The organism is Klebsiella sp. CN_Kp104, from assembly GCF_040064515.1.
Lineage (GTDB): Bacteria > Pseudomonadota > Gammaproteobacteria > Enterobacterales > Enterobacteriaceae > Klebsiella > Klebsiella aerogenes.
The window spans coordinates 61,765-79,868 of sequence record NZ_JBEAII010000037.1 but is presented as its reverse complement, the minus strand read 5'-3'; the positions used below and the strand labels follow the sequence as shown (position 1 = coordinate 79,868).

The following is an 18,104-nucleotide window of genomic DNA, read 5'->3' as shown; positions in this document are numbered from 1 at the left end:
GGCTGTGAATAAAAACAAAAACACATTGCGTTTCAACGGGCAGACGTACGTCAAGTGATCGAATTAACAGTTTGAAATGAAATTTAAATGTTAAATTTCAATCAGATACGACAATACTATTTACAAAGTGAAGCATTTATCGCGCCGTCAGCCAAACGACAGCCTGTGGATAACTCTGTTTACAGTATTTTTGGATAGGCAATGAAAATCATCCCCGGCGCGATTTCGCACTGTGGATAAACTAGATAAAGGAAGAAATTTGGAGCGGGAAACGAGACTCGAACTCGCGACCCCGACCTTGGCAAGGTCGTGCTCTACCAACTGAGCTATTCCCGCTTACATTGGTTTTCAATCTACCTTCCGGCAACCTGAAAACTATGTTTTGGTATGGTGCTGCTTTCAAATTTTGGAGCGGGAAACGAGACTCGAACTCGCGACCCCGACCTTGGCAAGGTCGTGCTCTACCAACTGAGCTATTCCCGCGTTACTGCTTTTTTGCCATATTTCGATGGCGTCGTAATTTGCATTTCTGCGTCGTTACGGGAGGCGCATTATACGAGAATTCGATTCACCTGCAACCCCCTGGCGAGCACTTTTTTTCGTTTTTTGTTTGAATGGACATTTTCTCGCCACACAGCCCTCTAAATTGTATAAATAACCGCCATAATTAGCAAAATATCTTTTTACCCCCGCGCGAATGGCGCAAAATCGCCCGCATGACACCGCGGAGGTTATCCGCGAAAAGGTCCACCATGACGACAATCAGGGATTCAGAATGAAAAAAGCGCTTACCGTCCTGCTGCTGACCACATCCTTCATCGGAACGGCTTCTGCCGAGGCTCTCCATTTTGGCACCACAACCGCCAATCCGCCGTTTGAGACCGTCAAAGGCAAAGGCCAGGCAACGGGTTTCGACATTGATTTGGCCAATGCGCTGTGTAAGCAGATGCAAGCGGAATGCAAATTCACGCCGCAGCGCTTTGATACCCTCATTCCGGCGCTGCGCTTTAAAAAGTTCGACGCCATAATCGCCGGCATTGAAGTGTTGCCGATGCGTGAAAAGCAGGTCGCCTTCAGCCAACCTTATCGCCAGGAGCTATCCGGCGTGGTAGTCACGGCAAAAGACGCCGCTCACGGGTTTGCCGACCTGCAGGGTAAAAAGCTCGCCGTGGTCAAAGGCAGCGTTCATCAGCGTTATCTACGCGATAAACAAAAAGGCATTCAAGCCGTCGCCTTTGACAGCGATAGCGACGCGCTGGCGGCGTTGAAAAGCGGCGAAGTCGACGGCGCGATCGGCGATTTAGCGACGATGGACAAGTGGCTGGCGGAGAATCCTGATTACGCCGAGATGAAAGAACGCGCCACCGACCCGGCCTACTACGGCAAACAATATGCCATCGCGGTACGCAAAGACGATCCGGAGTTGCTTAAGCAGATTAACGACGCGCTGGAGGTGGTAAAAGCGTCGCCGGAGTTCCAGCAGATGGAACAAAAGTGGTTTAAGTAACGAGGCAAAAAGAACGGGGCCATGTCGGCCCCGTTGACGCTTCAGAGCTTAATAAAATGCTCGCGATAATAGGCTAACTCGGCGACGGATTCGCGGATATCGTCCATGGCCTGGTGAGTGCCCTGCTTTTTAAACCCATCAAGGATTTCCGGCTTCCAGCGGCGCGCCAGCTCTTTTAGGGTGCTGACGTCGAGATAGCGATAATGGAAGTAAGCTTCCAGTTCCGGCATATATTTGAACAGGAAGCGGCGGTCCTGACCGATGCTGTTGCCACAAATTGGCGATTTCCCTGCCGGCACCCACTGCTTGAGAAACTCAATAGTGGCCAGTTCCGCTTCGCGGTCGCCCACGGTACTGGCCTTCACGCGATCGACCAGCCCGCTGCCGGTATGAGTACGCACGTTCCATTCGTCCATCAGAGCCAGCTGAGCATCAGACTGGTGCACGGCAATGGTTGGGCCTTCTGCCAGAATATTCAGATTCGCGTCGGTGACCAGGGTGGCGATTTCGATAATGCGATCGCGCTCGGGATCCAGCCCCGTCATCTCAAGATCGATCCAAATCAGGTTGTTTTCATCTGCACTCATGCTATTTTCCACCCTTCTTGCGTGACTATATTCATCTAAAATAGCGTGTATCATAGAGGTTTTGCCCCATCAGGGCGACCAGGAGCCAGTTCGATTGAGTAAAAATAAGCTCTCCAAAGGCCAGCAGCGCCGCGTCAAGGCCAACCACCAGCGCCGCCTGAAAACGACTTCGGAGAAGGCCGACTACGATGACAACCTGTTTGGCGAGCCTTCAGAAGGCATCGTCATCAGCCGTTTTGGTATGCATGCCGATGTCGAATCCGCGGATGGCACGACCCACCGCTGCAACATTCGCCGGACCATTCGTTCCCTGGTGACCGGCGACCGCGTGGTCTGGCGGCCAGGTAAAGACGCAGCCGACGGGGTCAACGTCAAAGGTATCGTCGAAGCGGTACATGAACGCGCCTCGGTGCTGACACGCCCGGACTTTTACGACGGCGTGAAGCCTATCGCGGCAAATATCGACCAAATCGTGGTGGTTTCGGCCATTTTACCCGAACTGTCGCTCAATATTATCGACCGCTATCTGGTGGCCTGCGAAGCGCAGAATATCGAACCGCTGTTGGTACTGAATAAGATAGACCTGCTGGACGATGACGGCATGGCCTTCGTCAACGAGCAGATGGATATCTATCGCCAGATCGGTTATCCGGTATTGATGGTGTCCAGCCATACTCAGGACGGCCTGAAGCCGCTTGAAGAGGCGCTGACCGGGCGCATCAGTATTTTTGCCGGCCAGTCCGGGGTGGGTAAATCCAGCCTGCTGAACACGCTGCTGGGACTGCGGGATGAGCAAATCCTGACGAACGACGTCTCCGATGTGTCAGGGCTCGGCCAGCACACCACCACCGCCGCTCGTCTTTATCACTTCCCGCACGGCGGCGATGTGATCGACTCCCCGGGCGTCCGCGAGTTTGGCCTGTGGCATCTTGATGCGGAACAAATCACCAACGGCTTTGTCGAATTCCATGATTATTTAGGCCATTGCAAGTATCGCGACTGCAAGCACGACACCGATCCAGGCTGCGCCATTCGCGAAGCGGTAGAAAAAGGCGCTATCGCCGAAAGCCGTTTCGCCAACTATCACCGCATCCTGGAAAGTATGGAACAGGTGCAGGTAAAAACGCGTAAAAGCTTTTCATCAACCGACGACTGACATTTAAGCTGTCGTCGCTATACGTACTCGCTTTGCCAGCACAACGGCGCGGATACAATTCGCTGAAGTTTACGTATAGAATCGTCCCCCTTTTCAGTACCCCGCGCCAAAGCGGGGTCAGGAACGACAATTAACGGCCTGGAGGCTACCTTGTTAAACTCGTTTAAACTCTCGCTACAATATATTCTGCCTAAACTGTGGCTCACCCGCCTCGCAGGCTGGGGGGCAAGTAAACGAGCAGGCTGGCTGACTAAACTGGTTATCGATCTGTTCGTCAAATACTACAAGGTCGATATGAAAGAGGCGCAGAAGCCAGATACCGCCGCTTACCGCACCTTTAACGACTTCTTCGTTCGCCCGCTGCGTGACGATGTTCGCCCGCTCAACACCGATCCTAACGTGCTGGTGATGCCGGCTGACGGCGTTATCAGCCAGCTTGGCGCTATCGAAGATGACAAAATTCTGCAGGCCAAAGGCCACAATTACACCCTGGAAGCCCTGCTGGCGGGTAACTACCTGATGGCTGACCTGTTCCGTAACGGTAGCTTCGCCACCACCTACCTGTCACCGCGCGACTATCACCGCGTGCATATGCCGTGCAACGGTATCCTGCGTGAGATGATCTATGTCCCGGGCGATCTGTTCTCGGTAAACCACCTGACCGCGCAAAACGTACCGAACCTGTTTGCTCGCAACGAGCGCGTCATCTGCCTGTTCGATACTGAATTCGGCCCGATGGCGCAGATTCTGGTCGGCGCAACGATTGTTGGCAGCATCGAGACCGTCTGGTCCGGCACCGTGACGCCGCCGCGCGAAGGCATTATCAAGCGCTGGACCTGGCCTGCAGGCGAAAGCGAAGGCTCCGTTGCGCTGCTGAAGGGCCAGGAGATGGGTCGCTTTAAACTGGGCTCAACGGTGATTAACCTGTTTGCGCCGGGCCAGGTGAAGCTGGTTGAACAACTGCAAAGCCTGTCAGTCACCAAAATCGGCGAACCGCTGGCCACGGCCGTAGAAACGGATATCTCCGTGGAACCTGCGCCGTTGCCGGAAGAAGAGATCCGCGCCGAACACCGCGCCAGCCCGCTGGTTGACGATAAACAAGACGAAGGTTAATTCCTGACGACAAAGGGTTACTCCGTGCGCCTGATATACACTTTTCTGTTGGCCTTGAGCCTCAGCTTCGGGGCGTACGCAGCGACGGCCCCGGACGTCAAGCAAATTACCCAGGAACTGGAACAGGCGAAGGCGGCGAAACCCGCCCAGCCTGAAACCGTCGAAGTCCTGCAAGCCGCGCTGAATGCGCTTGAGGAGCGCAATGCCTCCGTTGAGCGTGCTCGCCAGTACCAGGATGTCATCGATAATTTTCCCAAACTGTTTCAAACTCTCCGCGCCCAGTTAGCGAATGTCAGCGAAACGCCGCACCAGGTGCCTACCGCCCTCACCGCCGACGCGCTGAATCAGGAGATCCTGCAGGTCAGCAGCCAACTGCTGGAAGCCAGCCGCCAGGCGCAGCAGGAGCAGGATCGGGCGCGGGAAATCGCCGACTCCCTTAATCAATTACCGCAGCAGCAAACCGACGCCCGCCGCAAGCTTAATGAGATTGAACGTCGCGTCGGCGCGCAGCCCGGCAATACGCCGCTGGCGCAGGCGCAAAATCTCGGTCTGCAGGCGGAATCCGCGCGTCTGAAAGCGCTGGTCGACGAGTTGGATCTGGCCCAACTCTCCGCTAACAACCGCCAGGAACTGTCGCGCATCCGCTCTGAGCTGGCGCAGAAACAGAGCGAACAACTCGATGCCTACCTGCAGGCGCTGCGCAATCAGCAGAACAGCCAGCGCCAACGTGAAGCGGAAAAGGCGCTGGAGAGTACCGAGCTGTTGGCGGAAAACAGCGAAAACCTGCCGCCGGGGATCATCGACCAGTTCAAAATTAACCGCGAGCTGTCGCAGGCGCTCAACCAGCAGGTCCAGCGCCTTGATCTGGTTGCCTCGCAGCAGCGACAAGCCACCAATCAAACGCTCCAGGTGCGCCAGGCGCTGAACACCCTGCGCGAACAGTCGCAGTGGCTGGGATCATCGAATCTACTGGGCGAAGCGCTGCGCGCTCAGGTCGCCCGTCTGCCCGAGCGCCCGCGCCCACAGCAGTTAGATACTGAAACGGCCCAGTTGCGCGTGCAGCGCTTGCATTACGAAGACCTGCTCAGCAAGCAGGCGCAGCTACGGCTGATTCGCCAGGCCGACGGCGAACCGCTCACCGCGGAACAAAACCGCATCCTGCAGGCGCAACTGCGCACCCAGAGCGAGCTGCTTAACTCGCTGCTGCGCGGCGGCGATACCTTGCTGCTCGAACTGACGAAACTGAAAGTCGCCAACGGCCAGTTAGAAGACGCGCTGAAAGAGATTAACGAAGCAACCCACCGCTATCTGTTCTGGACCTCGGACGTCAGCCCAATTGGCTTCTCCTGGCCGCTGGAAGTGGTGCAGGATCTGCGTCGTCTGATCTCGCTTGATACCATCAACCAGCTCGGCAAGGCCAGCGTCATGATGCTGACCAGCAAAGAGACGCTGTTCCCGCTGTTTGGCGCGCTGGTGCTGGTGGGCTTCAGTATCTATTCGCGCCGCCACTTTACCCGCTTCCTTGAGCGCTCCAGCGCGCGGATTGGCAAGGTGACTCAGGATCATTTCTGGCTGACGCTGCGTACCGTGTTCTGGTCAATTCTGGTGGCTTCGCCGCTGCCGGTATTGTGGATGACGCTCGGCTACGGATTGCAGGCGGCCTGGCCCTTCCCGCTGGCGGTCGCCATTGGCGACGGCGTGACCGCCACCGTGCCGCTGCTGTGGGTAGTGATGATTTGCGCTACCTTCGCCCGGCCAAATGGATTGTTCATCGCCCACTTCGGTTGGCCGCGTAACCGCGTCGCCAAAGCCATGCGCTACTACCTGATGAGCATTGGCCTGATCGTGCCGCTGATAATGGCGCTGATCATGTTTGATAACCTCAACGACCGCGAATTCTCCGCTTCGCTGGGCCGCTTGTGCTTCATGCTGATATGCGGCGCGCTGGCGCTGGTTACGCTGAGCCTGAAACACGCCGGGATCCCGCTGTATCTTGATAAAGCGGGCGACGGCGAGAACATGGTGAACCGTCTGCTGTGGAACCTGCTGCTCGGCGCGCCGCTAATCGCGATGCTGGCGGCGGCGGTGGGCTATCTTGCCACCTCGCAGGCGCTACTGGCGCGACTGGAAACCTCGGTCGCCATCTGGTTCCTGCTGTTGGTGGTTTACCATATTATTCGCCGTTGGATGTTGATTCAGCGTCGGCGTCTGGCCTTCGATCGCGCCAAACACCGCCGTGCGGAAATCCTCGCCCAGCGCGCCCGCGGCGAAGAAGATACCGCCCACTCCACCAGCACCGAAGGCTCGGTCGAAGCGGAAGTCAGCGAAGTCGACCTCGACGCCATCAGTACCCAGTCCCTGCGCCTGGTCCGCTCGCTGCTGATGCTGATAGCCCTGCTGTCGGTGATTATTCTGTGGTCGGAAATTCACTCGGCATTCGGCTTCCTCGAAAATATCTCGCTATGGGATGTGACCTCCACGGTACAGGGCGTCGAAAGTCTTGAGCCTATTACCCTCGGCGCCGTACTGATTGCCATTCTGGTGCTGATTATCACCACCCAACTGGTGCGCAATCTCCCGGCACTGCTGGAGCTGGCGATTCTGCAACATCTGGATTTGACGCCGGGTACCGGCTACGCCATCACCACCATCACCAAATATCTGTTGATGCTAATTGGCGGGCTGGTCGGCTTCTCGATGATTGGTATTGAGTGGTCGAAACTGCAGTGGCTGGTGGCGGCGCTCAGCGTCGGTCTTGGTTTTGGTCTACAGGAAATTTTCGCCAACTTTATCTCCGGCCTGATCATCCTGTTTGAGAAACCGATCCGTATCGGCGATACGGTCACTATCCGCAGCCTGACCGGTAGCGTGACGAAAATAAATACCCGCGCCACCACCATCAGCGACTGGGACCGCAAAGAGATCATTGTGCCGAACAAAGCGTTCATCACCGAACAGTTCATCAACTGGTCGCTGTCGGATTCGGTCACTCGTGTGGTGTTGACTATCCCGGCACCCGCGGAGGCCAACACGGAAGAGGTCACGCAGATTCTGTTGACCGCCGCTCATCGCTGCTCGCTAGTGATTGATACCCCGGCGCCGGAAGCGTTTCTCGTTGACCTGCAGCAGGGGATTCAGATTTTCGAGCTGCGTATTTACGCCGCCGAGATGGGACACCGTATGCCGCTGCGTCATGAGCTACATCAGCTGATTCTGGCGGGTTACCGCGCGCATGGCATCGACATGCCGTTCCCGCCGTTCCAGATGCGTCTGGAAAGCCTGGATGGCCTACGCAGCAGCCAGCCGCTGAACTCAGCGGGTAAAAGCAGCCGTACGCCAGGAAGTTTGTAAGCACTAACTAGCCCGGTGAGCGCTTCACCGGGCATTCTCTTTCTTAACCCTCCGCCAGCGCTACCTGTACCGCCGTTCTCTGACGATAGTTCTCGTAGATCCCTAGCGCCAGTAGCGAGAAGAAAATCGGCCCGCCGACCATCCACAGCGTACTGTTCCAGTCGCCGGAATCCATCACCGGCTGAATAACGGTGAAGATATTGGCGAACGCTACCACCAATACCACTATCGTCGTCGCCAGCAGCGTACTTATGCGGCTTTTGAACATCACAAATGGACGATCGAGATCGGCTTTGGCCTTAAAGAACGGGAAAGCGATCGCCAGGAACAGATACGGCAAGGTCATCGAGACGTTCGCCATCAGCGTCAGCTTGTTATAAAACGCCGAGGCGGTATCGCCGCCGAAGGAGACCAGCAGAATAAACAGACTCACCAGCAGACACTGCAGCCACATGGCGTTAGCCGGCATGCCGTTGGCGTTGACTTTGGTCATCATCGTCGGCCACAGCGCTTTCGGCGTCCCCTGAATAATCGCCTTCAGCGGCGAATAGCTCAGGGTGAAGAATGCGCCGGTATAGGCCAGGAACATCGACAGCCCGGTAATGCGTGCAAACCATACGCCGGTCAGCGCCGCCGCCTGCGGCGACAGATGAAGCGCTTGCCCAAGCGTTGCGCCAAGGCTGGTCATCAACACATAGGTGATATTGCCGAGGTTGGTACTGTGGTTGCTCAATACCTTCTGCCAGTTGGCGCTGACGCCCCACAGCACGATGGCCAGCGAGTAGCCGATCGAAATCACCAGCGCGGCGATAATAATACCTTTGGCAAAGTTCTTTTCCGGCTTCTCGGTTTTATCCACCAGCCCGCCGACCGCTTCAATTCCGCCGTAGGCGAAAATGGCGAACACCACGAAAGAGAGCATCGCCAGCCCGGATTGATATCCTGGGTTCGGCGACGCCGTGAAATCCAGCGGTTGTGCGAAATGGCCGCCGTTCAGCAACAGAATCGCCCCGCTCACCAGCAGCAGTACCAGATTCAGGCACATCACCGCGATACCGCCGACGGCGGTAATTTTGGCAATCTTATTTATCCCTTTCGCCGCTACCAGCGTCACCAGCACCATCCAGCAGGCGGCCAGCACGCCGACGGTTTGCGTCGAGGTTAAGCTGGCAAAAGCCCAGCTCTGGGTTTTATCCGCGCCGAAGAGAAAGGTCGAAAAAGGGACCCAAATTTTCGCCGCGGTGCTGACCATCCACACCACATAAGAGGAAAACCACATAAAGGTGCCGATAAACGCAAAGCGCGGCCCGACGCTGCGGTTCATCCACGAATAGATCCCGCCCTCTTCCTTCCGATAGGCCGAACCCATCTCCGCCATCATTAAGGCGAAAGGAATAAAGAAAAACAGCGCCGAGAAAAGATAAAACGGCATCGCGCTATAACCCATCAGATAAAACGCCGAAGGGCTGTTGGCAAAGCCAAACACCGAAGTAAAGATCATTAATATCAGCCCAATCAGGCTCATCTTCTTGATTTGTTGAGGCATAAATCGATCCAAACGTGAGCGTCGCCGAACGGCGTCGCCAGGTAAGCAGAAATTGAACGCGGATCCTAGCAATAATCCAGTTTGAAATTGTGGTTATTAGGGCTAATGCAGCGGGGAGAACTGTAAAAATCTTTGAATGAAGGGGAAAACGCTAACGGCGGGAAACGGCTTCCCTCTCCTCATGAAAGGGAAGCGCAGTTAATCAGGCGCGATCGACGGTGAATGAGATCACTTCGCCGATGGTCTCTACACCTAACGCCAGCATCACCAGGCGATCGACGCCCAGCGCGACGCCGGAACAATCCGGCAGGCCGGCTTCCAGCGCAGCCAGCAGATTATAGTCGATGGGCTGCTCCGGCAGGCCGCGGGCCGCACGTTTGCGGTTGTCCTGCTCAAAACGCTGCTGCTGTTCGCGCGCGTCGGTCAATTCATGGAAACCGTTCGCCAGCTCCATCCCCTTATAGTAGACCTCGAAGCGCTCGGCGACGCGGTGATCTTCGGTGCTGATCTGCGCCAGCGAAGCCTGGCTTGCCGGGAAGTGATAGACGAACGTCGGGCGTTCTTTACCGATGTGCGGCTCTACGCCCATGGCGAACAGCAACTGCAGCAGCGTATCGCGATCTTCTTCCGTATCAGCGATATTACTGAGATCGAGCTTTGCCGCCACTTCGCGCAGCTGGCTTTTATCTGCCGAGAGCGGATCGATCTCCAGATAGCGCTGGAAGGCCTGTTGATAAGAGAGGCTTTCCGCGGGTTGGCACTCAAGCACCTGCTGCAGTAAATCGTCAACTTCGTTAATCAGACGATACATGTCGTAGCACGGACGGTACCACTCCAGCATGGTGAACTCTGGATTGTGGTGACGGCCCATCTCTTCATTACGGAAGCTTCGGCACAGCTGAAATACCGGCCCACACCCGGCGGCCAGCAGCCGCTTCATGTGGTATTCCGGGCTGGTCATCAGATACAGATTCAGACCCTGAGAGTGGCCGGGGCCGACGAAACGGGTTTCAAACGGGAACATGTGGATATCGGTCACCGTTGCCTGACTCATACAAGGCGTTTCCACCTCCAGCACGCCGCGGTCGGTAAAGAAACGGCGAATTTCCGCCATTACAGCCGCACGTTTTAACAGATTTGGAATGGATGCGCTCGGCTGCCAGGTTGCCGTCTCGCTCATGGTACTTTTCTCCGATTTCATACAAGGGCACGAAGTCTACTCGCAACCGTCGAGTGAAACAAATTTTGTGCAATCCGGCGGCGATATTACATCCTGATAATTTATTGCTAACTTAATTGCATAAATAAAATTGATAAATTAGCGCACGGATTGATAAAAAAATCGAACGCGTCAATTTTCCCCACCATCCCTATGGCTATACTCATTTACCTATAAAGGAGCAGTGATACTTTTTCGCCAGCCCGGCGGCGAAATACACAAAAACTGGAGGAATGTCGTGCAAACTTTTCAAGCCGATCTTGTCGTCATTGGCGCAGGCGGAGCAGGTCTTCGCGCAGCCATCGCCGCTGCGCAGGCTAATCCAAAAGCCAAAATCGCACTGATTTCAAAAGTCTATCCAATGCGTAGCCATACCGTCGCCGCCGAAGGCGGTTCCGCGGCGGTCGCGCAGGATCACGATAGCTTTGAATACCATTTTCACGACACCGTCGCCGGCGGCGACTGGCTCTGTGAACAGGATGTTGTAGACTATTTCGTACACCACTGCCCCACGGAAATGACTCAGCTTGAGCTGTGGGGCTGCCCGTGGAGCCGCCGCCCGGACGGCAGCGTCAACGTTCGCCGCTTCGGCGGGATGAAAATCGAACGTACTTGGTTCGCCGCCGATAAAACCGGCTTCCATATGCTGCATACCCTCTTCCAGACCTCCCTCCAGTTCCCGCAAATTCAACGTTTCGACGAGCACTTCGTGCTGGATATTCTCGTCGATGACGGCCAGGCCCGCGGCCTGGTGGCAATGAATATGATGGAAGGCACACTGGTGCAAATTCGCGCCAATGCGGTCGTCATGGCTACCGGCGGCGCTGGCCGCGTCTATCGCTATAACACCAACGGTGGCATCGTCACCGGCGATGGCATGGGCATGGCGCTGGGCCACGGCGTCCCGCTGCGCGACATGGAGTTTGTCCAGTATCACCCAACCGGCCTGCCGGGATCGGGGATCCTGATGACCGAAGGCTGCCGCGGCGAAGGCGGTATTCTGGTGAATAAAAACGGCTATCGCTACCTGCAGGATTACGGTATGGGGCCGGAAACGCCGCTCGGCGAGCCGAAAAACAAATATATGGAACTCGGCCCGCGCGATAAAGTCTCTCAGGCCTTCTGGCACGAGTGGCGCAAAGGCAACACCATTCCGACGCCGCGCGGCGATGTGGTTTATCTCGACCTGCGCCATCTTGGCGAGAAGAAACTGCTTGAACGCCTACCGTTCATCTGCGAGCTGGCGAAAGCCTATGTCGGCGTCGATCCGGTGAAAGAGCCCATTCCGGTGCGCCCGACCGCCCACTACACCATGGGGGGTATCGAGACCGACCAGCAGTGCGAAACCCGCATCAAGGGCCTGTTCGCCGTGGGTGAATGTTCCTCCGTCGGCCTGCACGGCGCCAACCGTCTGGGATCCAACTCGCTCGCCGAGCTGGTGGTCTTTGGCCGCCTTGCCGGTGAGCAAGCTATGCAGCGCGCAATGGCCGCGGGCGAAGCCAACAACGCGGCGCTGGATGCGCAGGTCAACGACGTTGAAAACCGTCTGAAAGACCTCGTCAACCAACAAGGCAATGAGAGCTGGGCCAAAATCCGCGACGAAATGGGTATGTCGATGGAAGAAGGCTGCGGTATTTATCGCACGCCGGAGCTGATGCAAAAAACCATCGATAAGCTGGCCGAGCTGCAGGAGCGCTTTAAGCGCGTGCGTATCACCGACACCTCCAGCGTGTTCAATACCGACCTGCTCTACACCATTGAGCTGGGCCATGGTCTCAACGTCGCCGAATGCATGGCGCACTCCGCTATCGCGCGTAAAGAGTCTCGCGGCGCCCATCAGCGTCTCGATGAAGGCTGCACTGAACGCGACGACGTCAATTTCCTCAAGCATACGCTTGCCTTCCGTGAGGCTGACGGCAGCACGCGCCTGGAGTATGGCGATGTGAAGATCACCACTCTGCCGCCGGCTAAACGCGTGTATGGCGCCGAAGCGGAAGCCGCTGAGAAGAAGGAGACGACCCATGGCTGAGATGAAAAAACTGAAAATTGAAGTGGTGCGCTACAACCCGGAAGTCGACACCGCGCCGCACAGCGCTTTCTATGAGGTCCCTTACGACGAACAAACCTCGCTGCTCGACGCGCTGGGCTATATCAAAGATAACCTCGCGCCGGACTTAAGCTACCGCTGGTCGTGCCGCATGGCGATCTGCGGCTCCTGCGGCATGATGGTCAACAAGGTGCCAAAACTGGCCTGTAAAACCTTCCTGCGCGATTACAGCAAGGGTCTGAAGGTTGAAGCGCTGGCTAACTTCCCGATTGAGCGCGATCTGGTGGTCGATATGACACACTTTATCGAAAGTCTGGAAGCGATTAAGCCGTATATCATCGGAAATAACCGCACGCCGGATCAGGGGCCAAATAAACAGACCCCGGCGCAGATGGCGAAATACCATCAGTTCTCCGGCTGCATCAACTGCGGTCTGTGCTATGCCGCCTGTCCGCAGTTTGGTCTGAACCCGGAGTTCATTGGCCCGGCGGCGATCACCCTCGCCCATCGCTACAACGAAGACAGCCGCGACCACGGCAAAAAGGAACGTATGGCGCAGCTCAATGGCCAGAACGGCGTGTGGAGTTGTACTTTCGTCGGCTTCTGCTCCGAAGTTTGTCCGAAGCATGTCGATCCGGCGGCCGCCATTCAGCAGGGCAAGGTAGAAAGTTCGAAAGACTTCCTGATCGCCACCCTGAAACCACGCTAAGGAGTGCACTATGACAACTAAACGCAAACCCTACGTGCGGCCCATGACCTCAACCTGGTGGAAGAAGCTGCCGTTTTATCGCTTCTATATGCTGCGTGAAGGGACAGCGGTGCCAACGGTCTGGTTCAGCATCGTGCTGATTTACGGCTTGTTCGCCCTCAAGCACGGCGCCGAAAGTTGGGAGGGCTATGTGGCATTCCTGCAAAACCCGATTGTGGTGATCCTCAACCTGATCACTCTTGCAGCGGCGCTGCTGCACACCAAAACCTGGTTTGAGCTGGCGCCGAAAGCCGCCAACATCATTATTAAAGGCGAGAAAATGGGGCCTGAGCCGCTGATTAAAGGGCTGTGGGCGGTTACGGCGCTGGTTAGCATCGTGATCCTGTTTGTCGCGCTGTTCTGGTAAGGAGGCTGATATGATTAATCCCAATCCAAAACGTTCCGATGAACCGGTGTTCTGGGGGCTGTTTGGCGCAGGCGGTATGTGGGGGGCGATTATCGCGCCGGTGATGGTGCTGCTGGTCGGCATTCTACTGCCGCTGGGGCTCGCGCCTGGCGATGCTTTCAGCTACGAACGCGTTTACGCCTTCGCCCATAGCTTCATCGGTCGCCTCTTTATCTTCCTGATGATTGTTTTGCCGCTGTGGTGCGGCCTGCACCGTATCCACCATGCGATGCACGACCTGAAAATCCACGTGCCGAACGGCAAATGGGTCTTCTATGGCCTGGCGGCGATTTTAACCGTCGTCACCCTGGTCGGCGTGTTATTTATCTGATGCAACATCTCGCCCGGTAGCAATCTGTTACCGGGCTCGCTTATCGACAAAATCGCCCTACTTTTTTCCTGCCGCTATCTACACTTAGAGAAAAAGCGGTAAGGAAGATACCTATGCGTCTGCTGCCAGTGTTAACCGTGGTTATCGCGTCATTGCTGAGCGTTGCGTGCAGCAATCCCGTTCCTCCCGCTGGCGTGACCGTCGTCAGCCCATTTGAAAGCCAACGCTTCCTTGGCACCTGGTATGAAATCGCCCGCTTCGATCATCATTTCGAAAGCGGGCTGGAAAAGGTCACCGCGACTTACAGTCTGCGCGGCGATGGCGGCATTGATGTGGTTAATAAAGGTTATAACTCCGAGCGTGGGATCTGGCAGAAAACAGACGGCGTTGCCTGGTTCACCGGCGATCCCAACCGCGCGGCGCTGAAGATCTCTTTCTTCGGCCCCTTCTATGGCGGCTACAACGTGATTGCGCTGGATAAAGAGTACCGCCATGCGCTGGTTTGCGGGCCGGATCGCGATTACCTGTGGCTACTGGCGCGCACGCCGAAGATTTCGCCGCAGGTGAAACAGCAGATGCTGGATATCGCCACCCGGCAGGGCTTCGACGTAAGCAAACTGATTTGGGTTAACCAGCGCTATTAATGCGCGCTGATTTTCAGCCCGATAATGCCGATCACAATACAGGCGAGGCTCGCGATACGCATCGGGCTTGCGGATTCGCCCAGCAGTACGATGCCGGTTATCGCTGCGCCAACGGCGCCGATCCCGGTCCACACCGCATAGGCGGTACCCACCGGCAGTGATTTCATCGCCCACGATAACAGCGCCATACTGATGACCATAGCGGCTATGGTAATCACACTTGGCAGCAGGCGGCTAAATCCATGGGTATATTTGAGGCCGACGGCCCACACGACTTCCAGCAAACCGGCGATAAAGAGAATGATCCAGGACATAAGGCTCCAGTAATGGGGCCGTCCCCGGATGAGATACGCTCACGGGTCGTCCCGCAAGGTGGTTGAAAACGTCGGGATTATAAACAACGGCGCCGGCAATGTGAAGACCGGTACGGCGTGAGGCCGTACCGGTAATGTTTAATTCTGAGCTTTGGTCGCCGCACCAGAGATAGCGCTGCCGCCGTCAGAAATGTCTTCACCGATACCACGCGTGGTGTTACATGCGGTGAGCACAGAAGAAAGGACCAAAACAGTAAAGAACGCCGCAATCGTTTTTTTCACCATAATATCATCCTTATAAACAGTTTTTGTTTTCTTGCCCTATAAGCATAGCCAAACTGATTCAGAATGAAGGGATAGTCGCGTTTTTTAAGAGAAAAAGAGGTTCAGGCGAAACTTAGCAAGATGAATTCAGAGAATGAGAATGATCTAATGAAATGAGATTAGCTAACGGCGTGAGAAATGGCATGCCCCAACCCCTGGATATCTTCGCCAAAACCGCGGGCGGTATTGCATCCAGTAAGCAACGCGCCGCTGAGCAGCAGCAAGGCAAGAAGTTTGAGCGTCTGGTTCATGTTAGTCCCGGCGTGAAACTGAAGGCGCAGCAACCAGGCTGCGCCCACCGTCTCAAAGCATGAATTACTTCACGCGAGATACGTATTCGCCGGAGCGGGTATCTACTTTGATGACTTCGCCGATCTGAACGAACAGCGGAACTTTAACCACTGCGCCAGTGGACAGAGTCGCCGGCTTGCCGCCAGTACCTGCGGTATCGCCTTTCAGACCTGGATCGGTTTCAACGATTTCCAGTTCAACGAAGTTCGGCGGCGTGACAGCGATAGGCTGACCGTTCCACAGGGTAACGATGCACTCAGCCTGATCCAGCAGCCATTTCGCGTTGTCGCCGATAGCTTTAGCATCAGCAGACAGCTGTTCGAAGGTTTCGTTGTTCATGAAGTGCCAGAACTCACCGTCGTTGTACAGGTAAGTCAGGTTCATATCGACAACGTCCGCGCCTTCTGCAGAGTCGGTGGACTTGAAGGTTTTTTCTACACGGGTGCCGGTCAGCAGGCGGCGCAGCTTAACGCGTGCGAATGCCTGACCTTTACCTGGTTTAACGAATTCGCTGGCTTCAACCGCATACGGTTCGCCATCCATCATGATTTTAAGACCAGCACGAAAATCGTTGCTATAGTAAGTCGCCATAAGGCCCTCTGAAATTGTTTAACTTGGTAGCTAAGCCACAAAATGGCGCATATTGTAACCCTAAATACCCCATCCAGAGAAGATTGGATCACGCAACTTGCCGATGTTGTGACCAGTCCCGATGAACTATTGCATCTTTTAGATCTGGAAACAGATGCAAACCTATTGGCGGGACGCGATGCGAAGCGTCTCTTCGCGCTGCGCGTACCGCGCGCGTTTATCGCGCGTATGGAAAAAGGTAATCCAAACGATCCTCTTCTTCGTCAGGTACTTACCGCACAAGAAGAGTTTGTTGCCGCCCCAGGTTTCTCCACCGATCCGCTGGAAGAACAACACAGCGTTGTACCAGGCCTACTGCATAAATATAGCAACCGTGCGCTATTGCTGGTGAAAGGCGGTTGCGCGGTCAATTGTCGCTACTGCTTCCGCCGCCACTTCCCTTATGCCGAGAACCAGGGCAACAAACGCAACTGGCAGGCGGCGCTCGAGTACATAGCCGCCAATCCGCAGCTTGATGAAATTATTTTTTCCGGCGGCGATCCGCTCATGGCCAAAGACCATGAGCTTGACTGGTTGCTGACGGAACTGGAAGCGATCCCGCATATTAAACGGTTACGCATCCATAGCCGCTTGCCGATTGTCATTCCGGCGCGGATCACCGAAGGGCTGGCGGCTCGCTTTAACACCTCGTCGCTGCAGATACTGTTGGTCAACCATATTAATCATGCCAACGAGATCGGCCCGGAGTTCCGGGCAGCGATGGCGCGGCTGCGGCAAGCGCGCGTAACACTACTCAACCAAAGTGTTCTGTTACGCGGAGTTAACGACAATGCGCCAACCCTGGCGGACCTCAGCAATGCATTGTTCGACGCCGGGGTAATGCCCTACTACCTGCACGTGCTCGATAAAGTCCAGGGCGCAGCCCACTTCATGGTAGAAGATGAGGAAGCACGGGCGATCATGCGTGAGCTATTAACGCTGGTATCTGGTTATATGGTGCCAAGACTGGCACGTGAAATCGGCGGCGAACCGAGTAAAACGCCGCTGGATTTAGGTTTGAAACAACAGCCCTAGGCCCCTCTCTGCCGGCCCTGTCCGGCAGATATTTTTCAAAACTATATTTGTCTGGAAAATAAAAAATATACCATTAGCTCGCCAACGTTAGTCTGTAGGCGCTTTTTGCTTGATATTTATAGTTATATATAATGAAAATATTTAAATGATGTAGTAATAATCTTTCTAGAACAGTAATGAAAGTATATTAGTTGCTGCCATAATAACGAACATAAGGATAAACCACGTAGGTAATTTAAATGACCCTTCTCTTCGGCTTGCATTTTCATTCTGACGTTCATTTGTTTTTATCTCTTGTACGTCAGCTTCTGTTCGTTTTTCCTCTTGAGCAACGGTTGCTACCGGTTGTGTAGATGCTTCCTCCTCAGTTTTGGCGACCGCAGTAATCACAGAATCAGTAGCGAGAATAAACCCACGCTGCCTGACAGTAATAATGATATCCTTCGACAGTCCGGCTTTGAGCAGCGACTTCCTCAGCAGTGAAATATTTTGATAAAACGTATTTTGCGCAACAACGACCCCCCTTGTTTTCCAGACTGTTTCCAAAAACTCTTCTCGTGAAATGATTCGCCCATTACTTTCAATTAACAATTGCAGACAACGCGCGGTAGGTCCATTTAAGTTAATGGTTTCACCACTTCCATTAACAGACCGTAACTCACTCATATTCACATCGAATATAACTTCATCATTAATGATGAATTCGCTAAATGCCATAATGCTTTTCCTTTTTTCATTAGTCATGTGAAATGAACATGAAGTTAATGAGATTCCATCTTTGAAGTTGAGCAAATAGCCCTAAGCAGGCCCGCCATTAGATAGTTTCACATATCAATCATTGGCTCTCCATTTTTG

General features: G+C 54.9%; 18 protein-coding genes and 2 tRNA genes. 10 read left to right on the top strand and 10 right to left on the bottom strand.

Annotation, left to right across the window (positions count from 1 at the left end):
• Nucleotides 1–260 precede the first annotated feature (260 nt).
• Nucleotides 261–336, bottom strand: a tRNA-Gly gene (locus tag ABLU80_RS19355).
• A 71-nt stretch (nt 337–407) separates the two neighbouring features.
• Nucleotides 408–483 (bottom strand) — tRNA-Gly (locus ABLU80_RS19350).
• 292 nt (nt 484–775) lie between these two features.
• On the opposite strand from ABLU80_RS19350, the gene ABLU80_RS19345 reads away from it, so the two are divergent.
• Nucleotides 776–1,507 carry an arginine ABC transporter substrate-binding protein gene (locus ABLU80_RS19345; protein ID WP_285177868.1) on the top strand — a complete coding sequence of 244 codons (732 nt, stop codon included), beginning with the start codon at nt 776–778 and terminating at the stop codon, nt 1,505–1,507.
• A gap of 41 nt (nt 1,508–1,548) precedes the next feature.
• Here the strand turns inward: ABLU80_RS19345 and orn are convergent, their stop codons facing one another.
• Complete coding sequence (gene orn, locus ABLU80_RS19340) at nt 1,549–2,094, bottom strand: oligoribonuclease (RefSeq protein ID WP_015704162.1); 546 nt, start codon at nt 2,092–2,094, stop codon at nt 1,549–1,551.
• 94 nt (nt 2,095–2,188) lie between these two features.
• Here orn and rsgA point away from each other — a divergent pair, with 94 nt between their 5' ends.
• The 3 genes from rsgA to mscM all read left to right on the top strand — a co-directional run bounded on the left by rsgA (nt 2,189) and on the right by mscM (nt 7,714).
• Nucleotides 2,189–3,250 (top strand): small ribosomal subunit biogenesis GTPase RsgA, encoded by a 1,062-nt coding sequence (rsgA, locus tag ABLU80_RS19335; RefSeq protein WP_015368642.1) that lies wholly within the window; start codon nt 2,189–2,191, stop codon nt 3,248–3,250.
• A gap of 150 nt (nt 3,251–3,400) precedes the next feature.
• Nucleotides 3,401–4,363: an archaetidylserine decarboxylase gene (asd, locus tag ABLU80_RS19330; RefSeq protein ID WP_348850339.1), complete on the top strand. Its 963-nt coding sequence runs from the start codon at nt 3,401–3,403 to the stop codon at nt 4,361–4,363.
• A 24-nt stretch (nt 4,364–4,387) separates the two neighbouring features.
• Entirely contained in the window at nt 4,388–7,714 is a 3,327-nt protein-coding gene (gene mscM / locus ABLU80_RS19325; RefSeq protein ID WP_045367385.1) for a miniconductance mechanosensitive channel MscM, read from the top strand.
• Nucleotides 7,715–7,757: 43 nt separating this feature from the next.
• On the opposite strand, the gene yjeM is transcribed toward mscM, so the two are convergent.
• Together yjeM and epmA are read right to left on the bottom strand one after the other, a co-directional pair.
• Nucleotides 7,758–9,260: a glutamate/gamma-aminobutyrate family transporter YjeM gene (gene yjeM / locus ABLU80_RS19320; protein WP_348850338.1), complete on the bottom strand. Its 1,503-nt coding sequence runs from the start codon at nt 9,258–9,260 to the stop codon at nt 7,758–7,760.
• Between the two features lie 202 nt (nt 9,261–9,462).
• Nucleotides 9,463–10,440 carry an elongation factor P--(R)-beta-lysine ligase gene (gene epmA, locus ABLU80_RS19315; protein ID WP_047080022.1) on the bottom strand — a complete coding sequence of 326 codons (978 nt, stop codon included), beginning with the start codon at nt 10,438–10,440 and terminating at the stop codon, nt 9,463–9,465.
• 277 nt (nt 10,441–10,717) lie between these two features.
• On the opposite strand from epmA, the gene frdA reads away from it, so the two are divergent.
• The 5 genes from frdA to ABLU80_RS19290 all read left to right on the top strand — a co-directional run bounded on the left by frdA (nt 10,718) and on the right by ABLU80_RS19290 (nt 14,655).
• Nucleotides 10,718–12,508: a fumarate reductase (quinol) flavoprotein subunit gene (gene frdA, locus ABLU80_RS19310; protein WP_015368647.1), complete on the top strand. Its 1,791-nt coding sequence runs from the start codon at nt 10,718–10,720 to the stop codon at nt 12,506–12,508.
• Nucleotides 12,501–13,235 (top strand): fumarate reductase iron-sulfur protein, encoded by a 735-nt coding sequence (gene frdB, locus ABLU80_RS19305; protein ID WP_015704156.1) that lies wholly within the window; start codon nt 12,501–12,503, stop codon nt 13,233–13,235. Before frdA ends, frdB begins: the two co-directional genes overlap by 8 nt.
• 10 nt (nt 13,236–13,245) lie before the next feature.
• Entirely contained in the window at nt 13,246–13,641 is a 396-nt protein-coding gene (gene frdC / locus ABLU80_RS19300; protein ID WP_015368649.1) for a fumarate reductase subunit FrdC, read from the top strand.
• Nucleotides 13,642–13,651: 10 nt separating this feature from the next.
• Nucleotides 13,652–14,011 carry a fumarate reductase subunit FrdD gene (gene frdD, locus ABLU80_RS19295; protein WP_015368650.1) on the top strand — a complete coding sequence of 120 codons (360 nt, stop codon included), beginning with the start codon at nt 13,652–13,654 and terminating at the stop codon, nt 14,009–14,011.
• Between the two features lie 113 nt (nt 14,012–14,124).
• Nucleotides 14,125–14,655, top strand: coding sequence for a lipocalin family protein (locus ABLU80_RS19290; protein WP_063446578.1), 531 nt, complete (start codon nt 14,125–14,127; stop codon nt 14,653–14,655).
• On the opposite strand, the gene sugE is transcribed toward ABLU80_RS19290, so the two are convergent.
• The 4 genes from sugE to efp all read right to left on the bottom strand — a co-directional run bounded on the left by sugE (nt 14,652) and on the right by efp (nt 16,175).
• Nucleotides 14,652–14,969, bottom strand: coding sequence for a quaternary ammonium compound efflux SMR transporter SugE (gene sugE, locus ABLU80_RS19285; RefSeq protein ID WP_348850337.1), 318 nt, complete (start codon nt 14,967–14,969; stop codon nt 14,652–14,654). The two genes, ABLU80_RS19290 and sugE, sit on opposite strands and share 4 nt — an antisense overlap.
• Before the next feature lie 138 nt (nt 14,970–15,107).
• The gene (ecnB, locus tag ABLU80_RS19280) at nt 15,108–15,254 is read right to left on the bottom strand and encodes a lipoprotein toxin entericidin B (RefSeq protein ID WP_015368653.1); all 147 of its coding nucleotides are present in this window, start codon (nt 15,252–15,254) and stop codon (nt 15,108–15,110) included.
• A gap of 158 nt (nt 15,255–15,412) precedes the next feature.
• Nucleotides 15,413–15,544, bottom strand: coding sequence for an entericidin A/B family lipoprotein (locus ABLU80_RS19275; RefSeq protein WP_015368654.1), 132 nt, complete (start codon nt 15,542–15,544; stop codon nt 15,413–15,415).
• Nucleotides 15,545–15,608: 64 nt separating this feature from the next.
• The gene (gene efp, locus ABLU80_RS19270; protein ID WP_003855940.1) at nt 15,609–16,175 is read right to left on the bottom strand and encodes an elongation factor P; all 567 of its coding nucleotides are present in this window, start codon (nt 16,173–16,175) and stop codon (nt 15,609–15,611) included.
• 42 nt (nt 16,176–16,217) lie between these two features.
• Here efp and epmB point away from each other — a divergent pair, with 42 nt between their 5' ends.
• A complete protein-coding gene (gene epmB, locus ABLU80_RS19265) occupies nt 16,218–17,249 on the top strand; it encodes an EF-P beta-lysylation protein EpmB (RefSeq protein ID WP_063446579.1) in 1,032 nt (343 codons plus the stop codon).
• A gap of 165 nt (nt 17,250–17,414) precedes the next feature.
• Here epmB and ABLU80_RS19260 read toward each other — a convergent pair whose 3' ends face one another.
• Nucleotides 17,415–17,966 (bottom strand): winged helix-turn-helix domain-containing protein, encoded by a 552-nt coding sequence (locus ABLU80_RS19260; protein ID WP_047080018.1) that lies wholly within the window; start codon nt 17,964–17,966, stop codon nt 17,415–17,417.
• Between the last annotated feature and the right edge of the window lie 138 nt (nt 17,967–18,104).

Bases quoted from the DNA above. Each gene is read 5' to 3' on its own strand.
- ecnB (WP_015368653.1), bottom strand. From the start codon at position 15,254: ATGGTGAAAAAAACGATTGCGGCGTTCTTTACTGTTTTGGTCCTTTCT.
- frdD (WP_015368650.1), top strand. From the start codon at position 13,652: ATGATTAATCCCAATCCAAAACGTTCCGATGAACCGGTGTTCTGGGGG.
- ABLU80_RS19275 (WP_015368654.1), bottom strand. From the start codon at position 15,544: ATGAACCAGACGCTCAAACTTCTTGCCTTGCTGCTGCTCAGCGGCGCG.
- frdC (WP_015368649.1), top strand. From the start codon at position 13,246: ATGACAACTAAACGCAAACCCTACGTGCGGCCCATGACCTCAACCTGG.
- frdB (WP_015704156.1), top strand. From the start codon at position 12,501: ATGGCTGAGATGAAAAAACTGAAAATTGAAGTGGTGCGCTACAACCCG.
- sugE (WP_348850337.1), bottom strand. From the start codon at position 14,969: ATGTCCTGGATCATTCTCTTTATCGCCGGTTTGCTGGAAGTCGTGTGG.
- epmB (WP_063446579.1), top strand. From the start codon at position 16,218: ATGGCGCATATTGTAACCCTAAATACCCCATCCAGAGAAGATTGGATC.
- efp (WP_003855940.1), bottom strand. From the start codon at position 16,175: ATGGCGACTTACTATAGCAACGATTTTCGTGCTGGTCTTAAAATCATG.
- orn (WP_015704162.1), bottom strand. From the start codon at position 2,094: ATGAGTGCAGATGAAAACAACCTGATTTGGATCGATCTTGAGATGACG.
- epmA (WP_047080022.1), bottom strand. From the start codon at position 10,440: ATGAGCGAGACGGCAACCTGGCAGCCGAGCGCATCCATTCCAAATCTG.
- ABLU80_RS19290 (WP_063446578.1), top strand. From the start codon at position 14,125: ATGCGTCTGCTGCCAGTGTTAACCGTGGTTATCGCGTCATTGCTGAGC.
- ABLU80_RS19345 (WP_285177868.1), top strand. From the start codon at position 776: ATGAAAAAAGCGCTTACCGTCCTGCTGCTGACCACATCCTTCATCGGA.
- ABLU80_RS19260 (WP_047080018.1), bottom strand. From the start codon at position 17,966: ATGGCATTTAGCGAATTCATCATTAATGATGAAGTTATATTCGATGTG.
- yjeM (WP_348850338.1), bottom strand. From the start codon at position 9,260: ATGCCTCAACAAATCAAGAAGATGAGCCTGATTGGGCTGATATTAATG.